At 72.1% G+C, this 17,096-nt stretch carries 12 protein-coding genes; 9 read left to right on the top strand and 3 right to left on the bottom strand.

The genetic code is table 11. The annotated features are described in order from the left end of the window. Positions 1-119: 119 nt before the first annotated feature. The gene (locus tag ACFW9D_RS04855) at positions 120-1,667 is read right to left on the bottom strand and encodes an MFS transporter (protein ID WP_188336445.1); all 1,548 of its coding nucleotides are present in this window, start codon (positions 1,665-1,667) and stop codon (positions 120-122) included. A gap of 157 nt (positions 1,668-1,824) precedes the next feature. On the opposite strand from ACFW9D_RS04855, the gene ACFW9D_RS04850 reads away from it, so the two are divergent. The 3 genes from ACFW9D_RS04850 to ACFW9D_RS04840 all read left to right on the top strand — a co-directional run bounded on the left by ACFW9D_RS04850 (position 1,825) and on the right by ACFW9D_RS04840 (position 3,902). Next, the gene (locus ACFW9D_RS04850; protein ID WP_384617821.1) at positions 1,825-2,451 is read left to right on the top strand and encodes a TetR/AcrR family transcriptional regulator; all 627 of its coding nucleotides are present in this window, start codon (positions 1,825-1,827) and stop codon (positions 2,449-2,451) included. A 51-nt stretch (positions 2,452-2,502) separates the two neighbouring features. Further along, positions 2,503-3,204, top strand: a complete 702-nt coding sequence (locus ACFW9D_RS04845; RefSeq protein ID WP_188336444.1) for a ribonuclease HII — start codon at positions 2,503-2,505, stop codon at positions 3,202-3,204. A gap of 68 nt (positions 3,205-3,272) precedes the next feature. Then, positions 3,273-3,902: a hypothetical protein gene (locus tag ACFW9D_RS04840; RefSeq protein WP_384617781.1), complete on the top strand. Its 630-nt coding sequence runs from the start codon at positions 3,273-3,275 to the stop codon at positions 3,900-3,902. Between the two features lie 81 nt (positions 3,903-3,983). Here ACFW9D_RS04840 and ACFW9D_RS04835 read toward each other — a convergent pair whose 3' ends face one another. Both ACFW9D_RS04835 and ACFW9D_RS04830 read right to left on the bottom strand, forming a co-directional pair. Continuing rightward, a complete protein-coding gene (locus ACFW9D_RS04835; protein WP_384617778.1) occupies positions 3,984-4,622 on the bottom strand; it encodes a hypothetical protein in 639 nt (212 codons plus the stop codon). A 271-nt stretch (positions 4,623-4,893) separates the two neighbouring features. Then, complete coding sequence (locus tag ACFW9D_RS04830) at positions 4,894-7,056, bottom strand: RecQ family ATP-dependent DNA helicase (RefSeq protein ID WP_188336441.1); 2,163 nt, start codon at positions 7,054-7,056, stop codon at positions 4,894-4,896. A gap of 133 nt (positions 7,057-7,189) precedes the next feature. On the opposite strand from ACFW9D_RS04830, the gene ACFW9D_RS04825 reads away from it, so the two are divergent. From ACFW9D_RS04825 to ACFW9D_RS04800, 6 genes are all read left to right on the top strand, one after another. After that, on the top strand, positions 7,190-8,734 hold the full coding sequence (locus ACFW9D_RS04825) for a DUF4192 domain-containing protein (RefSeq protein WP_384617775.1): 1,545 nt from the start codon (positions 7,190-7,192) through the stop codon (positions 8,732-8,734). 185 nt (positions 8,735-8,919) lie between these two features. Continuing rightward, positions 8,920-10,932, top strand: a complete 2,013-nt coding sequence (locus tag ACFW9D_RS04820) for a glycogen debranching N-terminal domain-containing protein (RefSeq protein WP_384617773.1) — start codon at positions 8,920-8,922, stop codon at positions 10,930-10,932. Positions 10,933-11,040: 108 nt separating this feature from the next. Then, positions 11,041-11,802 (top strand): NUDIX domain-containing protein, encoded by a 762-nt coding sequence (locus ACFW9D_RS04815; protein ID WP_188336438.1) that lies wholly within the window; start codon positions 11,041-11,043, stop codon positions 11,800-11,802. Between the two features lie 176 nt (positions 11,803-11,978). Further along, the gene (locus tag ACFW9D_RS04810; protein WP_384617771.1) at positions 11,979-13,979 is read left to right on the top strand and encodes an ATP-binding cassette domain-containing protein; all 2,001 of its coding nucleotides are present in this window, start codon (positions 11,979-11,981) and stop codon (positions 13,977-13,979) included. 163 nt (positions 13,980-14,142) lie between these two features. Continuing rightward, complete coding sequence (locus tag ACFW9D_RS04805) at positions 14,143-15,012, top strand: FadR/GntR family transcriptional regulator (RefSeq protein WP_188336436.1); 870 nt, start codon at positions 14,143-14,145, stop codon at positions 15,010-15,012. Between the two features lie 542 nt (positions 15,013-15,554). After that, positions 15,555-17,093, top strand: a complete 1,539-nt coding sequence (locus tag ACFW9D_RS04800) for an RNA polymerase sigma factor (RefSeq protein WP_384617769.1) — start codon at positions 15,555-15,557, stop codon at positions 17,091-17,093. The last annotated feature ends 3 nt before the right edge of the window (positions 17,094-17,096 follow it).

The following is a 17,096-nucleotide window of genomic DNA, read 5'->3' as shown; positions in this document are numbered from 1 at the left end:
TCTGGCGCTCGCCGTGTCGGGGTTGGGGCGCGGGCGCGGCCGGGGCGCCGGGGGGGGGCGGGCGGCGCCCGGCGGCCGCGCGGCGCGCCCCCCCCCCCCCCACGTCCCCCGCCAGGGCGTCAGCCCCCGGCCGGCCCGGCGACACCCGAGAGTGCCTCCAGGTCGCTCTTGCGCACCTTGACGACCACGAGCGCGACGGCCAGCGCGAGCAGCGCCATGGCGGCCGCCGGGATGAACGCCGTCGAGATGCCGTGCGCCAGCACCTCGTGCCCCCAAGGTGCGGGCAGCTCGTGGGACTTGAGGAACGCCGCCTTCTGCTCCGGCGAGGCGTGCGCCATGAAGTCCGGCAGCTGCTGCTTGGCCTCCTCCCGGCTCGCCGAGCCGAAGACGGTGGTCAGGATCGAGAGGCCGAGCGAGCCGCCCACCTGCTGTGTCGCGTTGAGCAGGCCGGACGCCGCGCCCGCCTCGTGCTGGGCCACGCCGGAGACCGCTGTGACCGTGAGCGTCACGAAGTTCAGCCCCATGCCGACGCCGAAGACCAGCATCGGGCCGAGGACCCCGCTCACGTACGAGCTCTCCGGCGTCACGAACGTCTGCCAGGTCAGCCCCAGCACCGCCAGCGCCGTGCCGGCGGCCATGAAGGGCTTGGGGCCCAGGGTGGGCAGGAAGCGCTGCGAGAGCCCCGCGCCGACCGCGATCGCGGCGGTGACCGGCAGGAACGCCAGGCCGGCCTTGATCGGCGAGTAGCCCAGCACGTTCTGCACGAACAGGACGATGAAGAAGAACATGCCGAACATCGCCGCGGCGAGGCTGAGCATGATCACGTACGTTCCGGACCGATTGCGGTCCGCGAACATGCGCAGCGGTGTGATCGGGTCCTTGGCGCGCCGCTCGACGATCGCGAAGGCGAGCAGCAGCACGACCGCGGCGCCGAACGAGCCCAGCGTCAGGCTGTCCCGCCACCCTTCCTCGGACGCCCGGATGAAGCCGTAGACGAGCGCCACCATGCCGAACGTGGAGGTCAGCGCGCCGGCGATGTCGAAGCTTCCTGGATGGCGCTTCGACTCCGTGATGTACAGGGGCGTGAGAACGGCGATGAGGATGCCGATGGGTACGTTCACGAACAGCACCCAGCGCCAGTCCAGCCAGTCCGTCAGCATGCCGCCCGCGAGCAGTCCGACGGCTCCGCCTCCCGCGGAGACGGCGGCGAAGACGCCGAACGCTCTGTTCCGCTCCGGGCCTTCGGGGAACGTGGTGGTGATGAGGGCCAGGGATGTGGGTGACGCGATGGCGCCGCCGACTCCCTGCAGAGCGCGGGCGGCGAGCAGCTGCCAGGGCTCCTGGGCCAGGCCGCCCAGCAAGGAGGCTGCGGTGAACAGGAGGATGCCGGTCATGAAGACCCGGCGGCGTCCCAGGATGTCGCCCGCGCGGCCGCCCAGCAGCAGCATGCCGCCGAAGGTCAGGGTGTACGCGCTGACCACCCAGGTCAGGTCGGTGGTGGAGAACTTGAGGGCGTCCTGGATGTGCGGGAGCGCGATGTTCACAATCGTCGCGTCGAGGACCACCATGAGCTGGCAGGCGGCGATGACGGTGAGTGCGATGCCGGGATGCCCCTCCCGGCGGGCTGCTCGCGGCTTCTGATCTTGCGTTAACTGAGAGGTTGTCACTATGGATCCCCCACGAGAGCATTAGTGAACGAGAGCGTTCACTGTCGCTTCAACGGTAGTGAGTCCCCTTCAGTGAACGCAACCGTTCACTGAACTCGCCGCCGTGTGTCTCGGACCACTCCCGGCCCCTTCCGGACCGCTCAACGGAGAGATGACGATGGTTAGTTCGCGCTGGACGGCCGCCCCGCCCCAGGGCTCCGTCTCCTTGCGCAGGCGTGGCGCCGTGCTGGAACGGGCCATCCTGGAAGCCGCGTTGGACCAGCTCAGTACGGTCGGCTGGAACGGGCTGACGATGGAGGGCGTCGCCGCGGGCGCCCAGACGGGCAAGGCGGCCGTGTACCGGCGCTGGCCCTCCAAGGAGGACCTCGTCGTCGACGCGCTGCAGGCGGGGCTGCCCCGGCTGGACTCCGCCCCGGACCGCGGCAGCGTCCGCGAGGACCTGCTGGAGCTGTGCCGGCAGATGCGCGCGGCGATGTACTCGCGCCCCGGCTCCGCGCTGCGCTCGGTGCTTCACGAGTGCGACACCTTCACCGCGGAGCGCTTCCACTCCGTGATCGTCGAGGGGGTCGTCGAGCCGAGCGTCGAGCTGATCAAGGAGGTCGTGCGCCGCGGGATCGAGCGGGGAGAGGTGCGCCCCGACGCCGTCGATCCCTACGTGTGCGACGTCATCCCCGCGATGATGATGTACCGCTCCAAGGTGTGCGGGAGTGAATGGGAGGAGGCGGATCTGGTGGAGATGATCGACCGGGTCATGGTGCCCCTCCTGGAGCGGCGTCCGGATTGAGCGGAGGCGGGTGTCGCCGAGCCCCTCGGGCGGCGTAGGCTTGTTGGCGCCATGCCGTACGAACCACCCACCCACACCGTCGAGCGCTCCTTGCGCGCCACTACCGGTGCCAAGATCATCGCCGGTGTCGACGAGGTCGGCCGGGGCGCCTGGGCCGGTCCCGTCACGGTATGTGCCGCGATCACCGGCCTGCGCCGACCGCCCGAGGGGCTGACCGACTCCAAGCTGATCAGCCCCAAGCGGCGTGAGACGCTCGCGGACGTCCTGGAGGGCTGGGTGACCGCCCACGCCCTCGGCCACGCCTCGCCCGAGGAGATCGACGACCTGGGGATGACCGCCGCGCTCAGGCTCGCCGCCGTGAGGGCCCTGGAGGCCCTGCCGGTGCGGCCCGACGCCGTCATCCTGGACGGCAAGCACGATTACCTGGGTACGCCGTGGCAGGTCCGTACGGTGATCAAGGGGGACCGTTCCTGCATCGCCGTCGCCGCGGCGTCGGTGATCGCGAAGGTCCGCCGCGACAAAATGATGGCCGAACTGGGCATCGACCATGCAGACTTCGGGTTTGCGGCCAATGCCGGATACCCGTCGCCGGTGCACCGTGCCGCGTTGGAGGAGCGGGGGCCCACCCCGCACCACCGACTGTCGTGGGCGTATCTTGATGCGCTGCCCCAGTGGCGGCACCTCAAGAAGGCCCGCAGCTGGGCGGATGCAAGCGTTCCTGAGATCGAGGGCCAGCTCGGCTTCGACTTCTGACCGCTGCACTCGCACTGATGTGCCACCCGCTGGCGCGATCCGCACCTGCGTTTGATAGATATCAGCTCATGCCTCTCATTCCCGAGGAGCCTCAGATTCACGAGAGTGCCCAGGGTCCCCGCGCGACTCCGGCCAGTGGCCGTACCGCGCCGACCCCTCGCCCCGTACCCGGCCCGCGTCCCGCGGCGCCGCCGCGTCCCGGTCGTCCGGGTCCCGCAAGGCCCATGCCGCCCGCGCAGCGCACGCCGCGTGACGCCGCCGGTGCCCCCAAGCCGGGCCCGAAGGCCCCGGCCGCCCCGCCGACTCCCGCCGGCCCGCAGGTCCAGCTGATCCCGGCCTCGGCCGAGGGCGCGCTGGACGCCGCGGAGGAAGCCGTCGACCTGCTGCTCGACTCCGGTCGCGCACCCGGTGAGGTCCTCGTGATCACCACCGGCGACCCGCACCCGTGGGCCGCGCACGAGCTGTCCTTCGGTGCCGACGCCTACTGGGCGCAGCACGACGCGGGCGACGACGTCTTCTACGCCGACGCCTCTGCCCTGGACCGCGCCGGGACCCGCCCGGTCGTCGTCGTCGCCGTGAACGGCGCCGACGAGGCGACCGGACCGGCTCTTCCGCTCGCTCTCGGCCGGGCCGGTTCCCTGCTGATCGTGTGCGGCGAGCCGCAGCGCATCAACTCGCTGCTGGGCGCCGGGGTCTGACGCCCGGCTTGCCGGCTGCCCGCACCGCCCGGCGGTGCCCGGCCAGTCCGGCAGGCCGGTGTGCGGCCGCCGCCGACCCGTTCAGCGCGCGGCCGCCCGGCGGAGCATCTCCGTCGCGGCGCCCCCCGTGCGCGGCGCGGGAGGCTCGGCGCTCCCGAGGCTCTCGACGGCGGACCCCAGGCCGGGGCTCCGGCCGCCGCGGCCCTCGCCGAGCACCTGCCACCCGTCCCGCGTCATGGTGATGTACGCACCGCAGCGCAGCCCGTGCAGGGTGCAGGCGTCGCGTAGCCCCCACATCCAGGCCCCGTCCTCCTCCGTCCAACGGGCGTCGCCCTCGCGGCAGTAGAGCAGGACGGCTGTCCGGACCGGGGTGCGGCGGCGCAGGTCGTGCGGGATCACCCGACGCAACTGCGACAGCAGGGAGTTGCGGAACGTCCAGCCGTCGGTGTGGCTCTCGCGGCGGGTGAACGAGGCGCTCGCGCGCAGTCGCTCCTCGGGATCGAGCACCGCCACGACAGCGGTCTGCGGGATCGGTCGGTGGCGGCTGTGCAGCCCGCTGACCACCTCACGCGGATTGCGCAGCAGCGGGATACCGGCCGCTGCCCACTCCGTGGGTTCGAGCAGCCTGGTCGGTCGGTTGACGGAATCGGCGGACCTTTCGGTGCGCATCGAGGACGCGGACAACGATGCCGCCGAGGACGGAGCGAATCCGAAGGTCACGGTCCTCCCTTCGGCTGGACGCCCACGAGGAGGGCAGGGGCGGACTGGGGGAGCGCACCGCGGCACAGCCCTACCGGACCACGGGAGCCGCGCGGGGAGCACTCCCGATTCTTCCCGTCGTACTGTCGCTCGGCAACGAGCAATTGGCGCCGAGGCCCGGTATCTGACGATGCGTCTTCAATATCCCTGCCCATAGCTCGGGACACCCATGTGCGGCCGGGCGCCCGAGACTGCTCCCCGGGGGCCGACCGCGGCTCCTCCGGCCGAGGCCTCAGCCCTGGACGGCCAGGACCAGCGGCAACACCGCCCCGGCGCCGGCCCGGCGCAGCAACCGCGCGGCCATGGCCAGCGTCCAGCCCGTTTCCGTGTAGTCGTCCACCAGCAGTACCGGCCCCGCGGCTTCGGCGAGCGCGCCCGCCAGCTCCGGCGGCAGAACCAGGGTGCCGTCCAGCGCGCGCAGGCGCTGCGCGCTGTTGCTGCGCGGGATGTGCGCCGTGTCGCTGCCCGGCTCGTACGCGATCTGCCCGAGCAGCGGCATCCGGCCCACCTGAGCGATGCCCCGGCCCAGGGAGTCGATGAGCTGCGGCCGGGTGTGCGAGGCCATCGTGACCACGCCCACCGGGCGTGGCAGAGCCGAGGCGTCACCGGACGCCCAGCCCCCCGGCCCCTTCGCCCAGTCGGCGAGAACCTCCACGACGGCCCGTGCCACGTCGTCCGGCACCGGACCGTCCGGTGCCTGGGGCGCGAGCATCGGGCGCAGCCTGTTGCCCCAGCCGATGTCAGAGAGGCGGCCGAGCGCCCGCCCCGGCGCCGCCTGCTCGCCGGCGGGGATACGGCCCTTGAGGTCGATCCCGACCGAGGCGAGTCCCGTGGGCCACATCTTCCGGGGCTCCACCTCCACGCCGGGGCGCCCCAGCTCACCGCGGGCCGAGGTCAGTGCCTGCGGCGACACCGCGGCGTCGAACCGTGCCCCCGCGCAGTTGTCGCACCGGCCGCACGGGGCGGCCGCCTCGTCGTCCAGCTGCCGGCGCAGGAACTCCATGCGGCAGCCGGTCGTCGTCGCGTAGTCCCGCATGGCCTGCTGCTCGGCCTCGCGCTGCTTGGCCACCCACACGTACCGCTCCGTGTCGTAGACCCACGGCCGGCCGGTCGAGATCCAGCCGCCCTTCACCCGGTGCACCGCGCCGTCCACGTCGAGCACCTTGAGCATGATCTCCAGGCGGGAGCGGCGCAGCTCGACCAGCGGCTCCAGCGCCGGCAGGGACAGCGGCCGCTCGGAGCCCGCGAGCACGTCCAGCGTGCGCCGCACCTGGTCCTCGGGCGGGAAGGCGAGCGAGGCGAAGTAGCGCCAGATCGCCTCGTCCTCCTTGCCCGGAAGCAGCAGCACCTCGGCGTGCTCGACGCCGCGGCCCGCGCGGCCCACCTGCTGGTAGTAGGCGATGGGGGAGGAGGGCGAGCCGAGGTGCACGACGAACCCGAGGTCGGGCTTGTCGAAACCCATGCCCAGCGCGGACGTGGCCACGAGTGCCTTCACCCGGTTCGCCAGCAGGTCCTCCTCGGCCTGCTGGCGGTCCGCGTTCTCCGTCTTGCCCGTGTACGAGGTGACCGTGTGACCGCACTGCCGCAGGTACGCGGTGACCTCCTCGGCGGCCGCCACCGTGAGCGTGTAGATGATGCCGGAGCCCGGCAGGTCGTCGAGGTGATCGGCGAGCCAGGCCAGCCGGTGGGCGGCGTCGGGCAGCTCCAGCACATTGAGGCTGAGACTCTCGCGATCCAGCGGGCCGCGCAGCACCAGGGCGTCGGAGCCGGAGCCCGTACCGAGCTGGTCGGCGACGTCGGCCGTCACGCGGGCGTTCGCCGTCGCCGTCGTGGCCAGCACCGGGACGCCCGACGGGAGTTCGGCCAGCATGGTGCGCAGCCGCCGGTAGTCGGGACGGAAGTCGTGCCCCCAGTCCGAGATGCAGTGCGCCTCGTCCACCACCAGGAGGCCGGTGGCCGCCGCCAGCTGCGGCAGGACGTTGTCCCGGAAATCCGGGTTGTTCAGCCGCTCGGGGCTGACCAGGAGCACGTCGACCTCTCCCGCCGCGACCTCGGCACGGACCGCGTCCCACTCCTCGGTGTTCGAGGAGTTGATCGTGCGGGCGCGGATGCCCGCGCGCTCGGCCGCCTCCACCTGGTTCCGCATGAGGGCGAGCAGCGGCGAGACGATGACCGTCGGCCCACTGCCCTGCTCGCGCAGCAGCGCTGTGGCCACGAAGTACACCGCGGACTTGCCCCAGCCGGTCCGCTGCACGACGAGGGCGCGTCTGTGGTCGGCGACCAGCGCCTCGATCGCCCGCCACTGGTCCTCGCGCAGCCGGGCGGTGCCACTCGGGTCTCCGACAAGTCGGGCGAGTACGGTGTCGGCCGCGTTCCGCAGGTCTTCGTTGCTCATGCCCCCATGCAACCCGATGGCACCGACATCGCGCGAACGAGCCCCGTGACCTGTGGACAACTCATGACGTGTCCCTGATGGGGGTTATCCACAGGGTGAACCGGAGTCGGGTGATTCGCGGCATGGTCCTCGCATGACGAATCACAGCGAGCCCGTCGGCGTCACCGGCGAGGCCAAGATCACCCTGCGCTCCGCTGGCGAACTGGCCGAGGCGCTGCCGTACTTGCTCGGCTTCCGGCCCGAGGACTGCATCGTCCTGGTCGCCCTGCACGAGGGCCGGTTCGGTGGCCGGGTGCGCCTCGGCATCCCCGACCGGCCCGAGGACTGGCCTGCCGTCGCGGACCTGCTCGCGCGCTGCCTGATCGGCGAGTGCGTGCGCCGCGACGGCAAGCCCGACAGCATCATCGCGTTCCTCTGCCAGGACCCGGCACCCGCACGGGCCGGCACGGGCCGGCTGACCATGGAGCGGCTGCGTCCGCTGGCCCAGCTCCTGCGTACGGCCTGCGGCGCCTTGGACGTACCGGTGACGGAAGCCCTGTGCCTCTCCGCCGATCACTACTGGTCCTACTGCTGCGTGCGCCCCGACTGCTGCCCGCCCGACGGGAATCCGGTGACGGGCCCGGGCACCTCGGTGATGGCGGCCACCGCCGCGTACGCGGGCATCCAGGTCCGGGCCTCGGAGCAGGAGGTCAAGGCACGCCTCGCTCCGTTGGTCACCGCTCTCGGACCGGAGCAGGAGAGGGCGCTCGACGCCGCGTCCATGGACCTTGTGCCGAGGATGCTGAGTCCGCACAGGCGTGCGGGCGTGGAGGCCCAGACCCTCGATCTGGCGCGGCTGTGCATGCGCCGTCTCGCGGACGCCTCCAGCGCGCCGGACGCGCTGGAGGCGGACCTCAAGGACGACGAGTTGCTGGCCCACGACGAGGCGGCGGTCCTGATCCTCGGTCTGCAGGACCGCGAGACCAGGGACCGGGCCGCGGAGTGGATGGAGGGCGACGAAGCGGCGTGCGCGCTGCGCCTGTGGCGCGCGCTGGCCCGACGCTGTGTGGGCGATTACTGCGAGCACGCCGCGGCGCCGCTGACCCTCGCGGGATGGGTGGCCTGGTCGCTCGGCGACACGGTCGAGGCGGACGTGGCCCTGGAGATGGCGCTCGGCGCGGACCCCGACTACGTCTTCGCCCGTCTGCTCAACGAGGCCCGCTCGGGGGGCCTGGACCCCGAGCCGGTGCGGCGCTCGCTGCGTGGCCGGCGGGCGGACCACGACGAGGCCTCGGACCCCGTGGTTGATCGGGGTGAAGGTGACGCGGAGGCGGCAGGCATCAGGGAAGCGGAGGACGCAGGCTTCAGGGAAGCGGAGGACGCAGGCTTCAGGGAAAGGGAGGTCGCAAGCATCACAGAAGGGGAGGCTGCAGGGCTTACAGAAGGGGCGGCCGTAGGGATCACCGAAGGAGAGGGTGGCTCCGGCGAACAGGCCTCGGAGCCACTCGTCCCGGGCACGAAGCACGTGGTCGATCCGGGTGTCTCGCGCGCGGCCCGTGGCCTGGAGGCGGCCCTGCGGCGGCGGGGCGAGCGACGGCCCGGAGCGGGGACGCGGCCCGGCCGGGCGGGCACGCGTGCGCCGCGCCGTCCCTCAGGGCGCCGCCGCATCGTTCACCAGCGTCAGAGGGGCGAGGGATGAGCCGGGGCGAACACGCCGGGCGCCGCCGTCGATGGCGTGGTTTCGAGGCGCTGAAGCGTTACTTGCGGCGGGACCGCGCCGTTCACGTGGATGGCGGAAGCGACGGCCGGGCCGCGCCGCCGAGGTGTTCGGCAGCCCGGCGGCACGCCGGCGCCTCGCTCGGCCGCGTTCGAGGGATGAGGCCCATGGGCGAGTGGGAACAGCGACGGGCGGCCGGTGCACCGCAGCAGGCCGCGGCACCGCGTCGCAGCGCGGACCTGCCGTCCACGCACGGGGCGCTGATCTGCGTGGCCCTGCCCGGGCTCGCGATCTCCTCGGACCACGGGCAGCTGAAGGCCCACGGCCTCGACGGCGTGTACCGGGGCGGACGCCGCCTGCTCTCGCGCTGTGAGGTCCGCGTGGGCGGCCGGGAGCCTCTCGCCGTGCAGGCCCGCATGATCGCCGCGGACCGGGCCCGATTCGTGTCGACGGTGCGGGCCTCGCCGGAGGCCGGACCCGACCCCGACGTGATCGTCGAGCGCGTCCGTCACGCCGACGGGACCGAGCGGATCACGCTGCACAGCTCGGCTCGGCATCGGTTACGCCTACCCCTGGAGATCTCCCTGGGCACGGACCTTGCCGAACTCGGCGCGGTGGCCGCGGGAAGCATCGTCCGCGAACTTCCCGCGAGCGTCCACGACTCGGGGATGCGGTGGTCCTCGGCCGCCGGATACGCGGTGGTGACCGCCGTGCCGTCGCCCACTGACGCGCTCGCCTCGGCAGGCCTGCTGCGCTGGGAACTGGACCTCCCGCCCGGCGGCTCGCGCACCGTGGAGCTGAAACTGCGGGCGGACACGGGGAGCGGCAGCTCGGCGCCGGGCGCCGGGCGGCGGCTGTTCGGTTCGGCGCAGGCCCAGGGGGACGACCCACGCGCGGGCGCCCTTCTGAGGGCCTGCGTAGATGATCTCCACGCGCTGCTGGTGCGCGACCCGGAGCACCCCCTGGACGTACGACTTGCCGCGGGCGCGCCCTGGCGCTGCGGACCGGCGCCCGCCGAGGCGTTGGCCGCGGCCCGCATGGCTCTCCCCTTGGGTACCCGCCTCGCCGCGGGAACGCTCCGTGCGCTCGCCCGCACTCAATCGGCCTCCCCGGGACCGGATTTCGGCAGCATTCCAGGGCCTCTGCGGCACGCAGGCGCTCAACTTCCGCCGAGCAGCACCGGCATCGAAGCCACCCTCCAATTCCCCGTGCTCCTGGCCGAAGCCAGACGCTGGGGACTCGCCGAACAGGAGGTCGTCGAACTGCTCCCCGCCGCGGAGCGGTGCCTGCGCTGGCTGCGCACCGCGGTCGAACGGGAGCATCCCTATCTGCCGGATCCGGGGCCGGGCGGCCCACGGCGCTGCGAGACCCAGGCCCACGCGCACCGGGCCGCTGTCCTCGGCGCCGACCTGATGGACGCGTACGCCCGACCCGGCGGTGCCGAGCTGCGCCAATGGGCCGAGGAGCTCCGGCGCCGCTTCCGCGAGGACTTCTGGGTGGAAGACCTCGGAGGGGGCAGGCCCGCCGCGGCCTGCACACCGGACGGGCGGCCGATCGCACAGCTCGGCAGCGGCGCCGCACACCTGCTTGACACCGGCCTCCTCGGCGCGGGAGCCTCCGCACCCGGCCTGCTCGACAAGGTGCAGACGGAACAGCTCGCCCGGCTGTTCGGAGGGCCGGCCCTGGACTCCGGTTGGGGACTGCGGAGCCTCGGCGCCAAGGAAGGGGCGTACAACCCGTTCGGCCACCACTCCGGCGCGGTGCGGATCCACGAGACGGCGGTGGCCGTCGCGGGACTGACCACCGCGGGCTACGAGAAGGAAGCCGCGTCCCTGCTCAGAGGGGTGATCGATGCTGCGGAATCCTTCGGTTACCGCCTGCCGGAGATGCACGCGGGGGAGCAGCGGACTGAGCGCGGCGCCCCGGTGCCGCACCCCGCCGCGTGCAGACCCGCCGCCGTCGCGGCCGCGGGCGGCGTGCACCTCCTGGTCTCGCTCGCGGGCATCAGGCCGGACGCGCCGGCCCGGACCGTGACCCTGTCACCGATGCGCAGCGCGCCCCTCGGGGCGGTCGGACTGACGGGCCTGCAAGTGGCCGGGCAGCCCTTCGCGGTCCGCGTCACCCGCCTCGGCCTCGCCATGGTCGAGGAGGCCGCCGACGGACTCCAGTTGGGGGTCTGACCGGCCGGCGACCCGTGCGCGACGGACGGGTGTGGGCGCGGGGCACGAAGTGGGGCGACGATGAGGGAAGGAGGTGTTTATCGTCAGGCAGACGACTATGATCGTTCCATGCCACCCTACGACCCGTCGGCCTTCCCGCCCTTCGCTGTCACCGTCGACCTGGTCGTGCTGACCGTGCGCCGCCACGCCCTGTGCGCGTTGGCGGTACGGCGAGGTGAGCCGCCCTTTCAGGGGCGTTGGGCACTGCCCGGCGGGTTCGTCCGGGACGACGAGGACCTGACGGAGGCGGCAGCGCGGGAGCTGGCCGAGGAGACCGGCCTGCGCGCCCACGACCCGGGCGTGCCGGCGCAGGACAACGGCGCACACCTGGAGCAGCTCGCGACGTACGGGGATCCCAAGCGCGATCCGCGGATGCGCGTGGTCAGCGTCGCCCACCTGGCCCTCGCGCCCGACCTGCCCGCGCCCCGGGCTGGCGGCGACGCACACAGTGCCCGATGGGCACCGGTCGAGGAGCTGATGAACCAGAGCGGGTTCGGCCGGGAGGGGGAGCAGGCGGCGCCGCTGGCCTTCGACCACGCGCAGATCCTGGCGGACGGCGTCGAGCGCGCCCGCTCGAAGATCGAATACTCCTCGCTGGCCACCGCGTTCTGCCCGCCAGAGTTCACCGTCGGGGAGTTGCGCCGTGTCTACGAGGCGGTGTGGGGAGTCGCCCTCGACCCGCGCAACTTCCACCGCAAGGTGACCGGCACGCCCGGCTTCCTCGTCCCGACCGGGGGAACGACCACCCGCCAGGGCGGACGCCCCGCCCAGCTGTTCCGCGCGGGCGGAGCGACGCTGCTCAACCCGCCGATGCTGCGCCCCGAGGTCTGACCGGTACGACCCGACTCGGCTCACGGAGCCGCAAAGCAGGGACACTCACGCCCGCTCCCTGCCCGAAAAGCCAGAAATATCGCGTTATCTTGCTGCGGTACCCACGGGGTTCGCTGTCGTAGGACCGATGGACGGGCCCCGGCCGCCGAGCGGTCTCCCCTCCTGCGAGAGAAGCGATGATCCAGGCCATCGGACTGACCAGCAACGCCCGTAAGGAGGGCCCGCCCGCCGTCGACGACGTGTCCTTCGAGGCGCACGGAGGACACGTCACCGCCCTCCTCGGCCCACGCGGCGCGGGCAAGACCACCGCGGTACGGTTGATGCTCGCACTGCAACAGGGCCGTGGCATCACGTACTTCAGAGGGCGACCGCTCCATCGCATTCCGCATCCCTCGCGCGAAGTCGGCGTCCTGCTCGGTGACGTCCCGGGGCACCCCGCCCGGTCGGTGCGAGGCCAACTCCGCATGCTGTGCGCGGCGACGGGCGTGTCCGTCGAGCGCGCGGACGAAGTGCTGGAGGCCGTGGGCCTGGTGAGCCTGCGCGATCAGCGCCTCGGCACGCTGTCGCGCGGAATGGACCGCCGGCTCGGCCTGGCCGGAGCGCTCCTGGCGGACCCGCACACCCTGGTCCTCGACGGCCCCTCCGAAGGGCTGTCGCACCGTGAGTGCAGCTGGCTGCACGGCGCCCTGCGGACGTACGCGGACCTCGGTGGCACGGTGCTGTTCACCACCGACGACCCCAAAGAGGCGGCGCGGGCGGCCGATCACGTCGTCTCGCTGGACGGCGGAAAGGTCGTGGCGGACCAGGAAGCCGGTTCCTTCGCCCGCACCCGGCTGCGCCCCCGGGTCGCCGTCCGCAGCCCGCACGCCGCGCGCCTCGCGGTGCTGCTGGCCAAGGAAGCACGCAGGGCGAAACGGTCCGTCGAGGTCGTCACCGAGGACGGCAGCCGCCTCTCCGTGTACGGCAGCACCTGCGCCGACGTGGGCGAGACCGCGTTCCGCCACGGGATCCTGGTACACCAACTCGCCGACGAGATCGGGGACGCGGGCCCGCAGCCGGGCCCCGCGCAGACTCCGCAGTCCCCGGTCGGGCCGAACGACCCTGAGCGTGGCCACGGCGGGGAGGGCGGCCTTGTAGTGCCGCCCGGGGGTGGGCATCGTGCGGCCGACGCCGGCAGGCGAGAGGTCGCCAACGTGCTGGCTCCGGCAGACGCGTTCACGTCTGCCACCGGTATGTCGTCGACCCCCGCGGCCGCTCCGAACGAGGACACGGGCGCCTCGGACGCGCCGGTTTCGAAGTACGTGCCGCTCGCGACGGACGAAGAGCCGTCCCGGGACAGCAGCGACCGCAGCGCAGAGGCGCCCCCCACCCTCTCGCCCCTGCCGCCGCCCATCACCGTCTGGTCCGCGCGCAGCCCCCTGCGCCCCCTGCGCTACGAGCTGCGCCGCGCGACCGGCATCCCCACCGGCTACGTGACCGTCGGCCTCGCTCTCGTCCTGTCCGCACTCCTCTCCCTGTTCCTCGCCCGGATCGGACATACACCGCAGCCGCGCCTGCTCGCCGCCTGGCCGCACGAGCTGCCCCTGCCCCCCGCCGCACTCGGCGCGGGCCTGCTCGGCGCCTTCGCCTTCGGCGACGAGTTCCGCCACCCCGCCCTCGGTATCGACCGGGGGTCTGTACCGCGCCGGCTGGGACTGCTCACGGCCAAGCTGGCCGTGGGTGCCGCGACCGCTGTCGTCATGTCAACCCTCGTGATCGCCTGCGACGCCGCCCTGCTCCATCTGGTATACGGCGGCGAACTCACACAAGTCCCCGCCGACTGGCTCTCGTTGAGCGCGAGTTGGCTCGTGCTCGTCGTCGCCTGCGCCTGGGCGGGGGTCCTGGCCTCCGCGGTCTTCCGGTCCACCACCGCCGGGCTCGCCGCCGTCGTGGCCGTGCCGATCGTGATCGTCCCGCTCGTACAGAAGGCCCTGGAGGGACCGTCTGTGCGAACGGCCGAGGGGCTTCCAGGCCGTCTGAGCGGTCTCACGCTGGTGCACTGGCCCTTCGGCGCGGAGCGCTACGCGGCGGCCGCGGTGCGGATGATCGTTCAACCTGTAGGTGGTGCGCTCATGTTGTCGCTCACCGCGCTGCTCTGCGCATACGTGCTCACAGCGGTGCGCCCCCGGGTGCGCTGAGGACCCTTTTCGGTCTGCGGGTCCGCCGCTGTCCACAACTCCCCCTGGAACGCTCACTTCTTTCCGATAAGGCGTCAATTACAGCGAGGACGGCGATCACCCTTTCGTGTGCTTTTCACCAAAGACCTCAAGGGAGTTGGAGGCAACGCCGACAACAGATTCCGTGAGTACCCTTGCGCACACCATGATGACCACCGCCCGCTCCGCCGAATCCGGCCTCTCCGGACCGGGCGAACTCGATCGCTACCCCTATGCGGAGGCTCCTGTCGACCGTGTCGGCGCACCCGCGTGGGACACCGGCGACGCCGATCTGGGCCGCGTCGGCCGACGCCCCGCCGGCAGCCGCGGCCGCGGCCTGCACGGCCAACTCGTCCAGCAGTTGGGGCAGATGATCGTCTCCGGGGACCTGGGCGCCGACCGCCCGCTGGTCCCCGAGGAGATCGGCCAGCGTTTCGAGGTGTCCCGCACCGTCGTCCGCGAGTCGCTCCGCGTCCTCGAGGCCAAGGGGCTGGTCAGCGCCCGGCCGAACGTGGGCACGCGCGTGCGCCCCGTGAGCGACTGGAACCTGCTGGACCCCGACATCATCGAGTGGCGGGCCTTCGGACCGCAGCGTGACGACCAGCGCAGGGAGCTCGGTGAGCTGCGCTGGACGATCGAGCCGCTCGCCGCCCGGCTCGCCGCCGGACACGGCCGCGACGATCTGCAGCAACGTCTCTCCGACATGGTCGAGATCATGGGGCACGCCCTCGGACAGGGCGATTCGATCACCTTCTCGCGTGCCGACGCCGAGTTCCACGCGCTGCTGATCCAGCTCGCCGGCAACCGGATGCTCGAACACCTCTCCGGCATCGTCTCGGCCGCCCTGCAGGTCTCCGGCGGGCCCGTCACGGGCTGTGACCGGCCGAACGAGACGACCGTCGCGCACCACGCGCGCATCGTCGAGGCGCTCGCCACGGGCGACGGAGTCGGCGCCGAGGCGGCCATGCGTCAGCTGCTGACCGTCCACCTCGTGCCGGGCCCCCGCGAGCACTGACCGGGGAGAGCGCGCGCGGGGGCGCGAGGAGCGGGGGAGTACGGCTCGGGTCGTGCGACGCGCCGGATCGGATTGAGCGGACTCCCCGGATGTCGCCGGAGCGCCCCCTGGTGTGCCGCAGGCACGTTTCGGTGGGCGCCATCCGGTGACTCGCCTCTTGGAGGCCGAAGGGTATTCCGCCGAGCGGGTCTCTCTGGAAGGCTGGCCGGTGATCGCTGCGGGGTTCCCGCAGCGGGTCCGTTACGTCTCGGATCCGGCAGCCAGGTCCCGTAGGGGCTGGATCGCGCCCGCATCTGCCCGCATACGTCATTTTTTGACCGCTTACGGGGTGTGACTCGGGCCACGCAGATTGGGCGTAACGCTCCTCGGAACAGCGCGATGACCTAAGAGGTGACAGCCGAGGAGGGAATACGGCAGCCGTTCGTGGCGCTGTGTATCTCCCCGGCCCCCGCCCGCGACGTCGGCCCATCCCCAAGCCGGCGGTCGTCGGCTCCGGTCCACACAGGACGGGGCCGGAAGCCGTTTTCCAACGTTCCGAGAGGTTGTTCGTGTCGGCCAGCACATCCCGTACGCTCCCGCCGGAGATCGCCGAGTCCGTCTCTGTCATGGCGCTCATTGAGCGGGGAAAGGCTGATGGCCAGATCGCCGGCGACGACGTACGCCGTGCGTTCGAGGCCGACCAGATTCCGGCCACTCAGTGGAAGAACGTTCTGCGCAGCCTCAACCAGATCCTCGAGGAAGAGGGTGTGACGCTGATGGTCAGTGCCGCTGAGCCCAAGCGTCCCCGAAAGAGCGTCGCAGCCAAGAGTCCGGCCAAGCGCACCACCACCAAGACCGTCGCGGCCAAGACCGTCACCGCCAAGAAGGTCGCCACCGGCACCCCCGCCGCGGAGGCCCCCGCCGAGGCGTCGGCGGACGAGGCGCCGGTCAAGAAGGCCGCGGCCAAGAAGGCGACGACCAAGAAGGCCGCCGCCAAGAAGACGACCGCGAAGAAGACCGCGGCCAAGAAGACGGCCGCCAAGAAGGACGACGACCTTCTCGAGGACGAGGCGACCGAGGAGACCCCCGCCACCGGCAAGGCCGAGGGCGAGCCCGAGGCCGAGGGCCAGGGCTTCGTCCTGTCCGACGAGGACGAGGACGACGCGCCCGCGCAGCAGGTCGCGGCCGCCGGCGCCACCGCCGACCCGGTCAAGGACTACCTGAAGCAGATCGGCAAGGTCCCGCTGCTCAACGCCGAGCAGGAGGTCGAGCTCGCCAAGCGCATCGAGGCCGGCCTGTTCGCCGAGGACAAGCTGGCGAACGCCGACAAGCTGGCTCCCAAGCTCAAGCGCGAGCTCGAGATCATCGCCGAGGACGGCCGCCGCGCCAAGAACCACCTGCTGGAGGCCAACCTCCGCCTCGTGGTCTCCCTGGCCAAGCGCTACACCGGCCGCGGCATGCTCTTCCTGGACCTGATCCAGGAGGGCAACCTCGGTCTGATCCGCGCGGTCGAGAAGTTCGACTACACCAAGGGCTACAAGTTCTCCACGTACGCCACCTGGTGGATCCGTCAGGCGATCACCCGCGCCATGGCCGACCAGGCCCGCACCATCCGTATCCCGGTGCACATGGTCGAGGTCATCAACAAGCTCGCGCGCGTGCAGCGCCAGATGCTCCAGGACCTGGGCCGCGAGCCCACCCCGGAGGAGCTGGCCAAGGAACTCGACATGACCCCCGAGAAGGTCATCGAGGTCCAGAAGTACGGCCGCGAGCCCATCTCGCTGCACACCCCGCTGGGCGAGGACGGCGACAGCGAGTTCGGTGACCTCATCGAGGACTCCGAGGCCGTCGTCCCGGCCGACGCCGTCAGCTTCACGCTCCTCCAGGAGCAGCTGCACTCCGTCCTCGACACCCTGTCGGAGCGCGAGGCGGGCGTCGTCTCCATGCGCTTCGGTCTCACCGACGGTCAGCCGAAGACCCTCGACGAGATCGGCAAGGTGTACGGCGTGACGCGCGAGCGCATCCGCCAGATCGAGTCGAAGACCATGTCGAAGCTGCGCCACCCGTCGCGCTCGCAGGTCCTGCGCGACTACCTCGACTAGTCG

Source organism: Streptomyces sp. NPDC059524, from assembly GCF_042749255.1.
GTDB lineage: Bacteria > Actinomycetota > Actinomycetes > Streptomycetales > Streptomycetaceae > Streptomyces > Streptomyces xanthii.
This window is presented reverse-complemented; position numbering and strand designations above follow the sequence as displayed.

Bases quoted from the DNA above. Each gene is read 5' to 3' on its own strand.
- ACFW9D_RS04850 (WP_384617821.1), top strand. From the start codon at position 1,825: ATGGTTAGTTCGCGCTGGACGGCCGCCCCGCCCCAGGGCTCCGTCTCC.
- ACFW9D_RS04845 (WP_188336444.1), top strand. From the start codon at position 2,503: ATGCCGTACGAACCACCCACCCACACCGTCGAGCGCTCCTTGCGCGCC.
- ACFW9D_RS04840 (WP_384617781.1), top strand. From the start codon at position 3,273: ATGCCTCTCATTCCCGAGGAGCCTCAGATTCACGAGAGTGCCCAGGGT.
- ACFW9D_RS04830 (WP_188336441.1), bottom strand. From the start codon at position 7,056: ATGAGCAACGAAGACCTGCGGAACGCGGCCGACACCGTACTCGCCCGA.
- ACFW9D_RS04825 (WP_384617775.1), top strand. From the start codon at position 7,190: ATGACGAATCACAGCGAGCCCGTCGGCGTCACCGGCGAGGCCAAGATC.
- ACFW9D_RS04820 (WP_384617773.1), top strand. From the start codon at position 8,920: ATGGGCGAGTGGGAACAGCGACGGGCGGCCGGTGCACCGCAGCAGGCC.
- ACFW9D_RS04815 (WP_188336438.1), top strand. From the start codon at position 11,041: ATGCCACCCTACGACCCGTCGGCCTTCCCGCCCTTCGCTGTCACCGTC.
- ACFW9D_RS04810 (WP_384617771.1), top strand. From the start codon at position 11,979: ATGATCCAGGCCATCGGACTGACCAGCAACGCCCGTAAGGAGGGCCCG.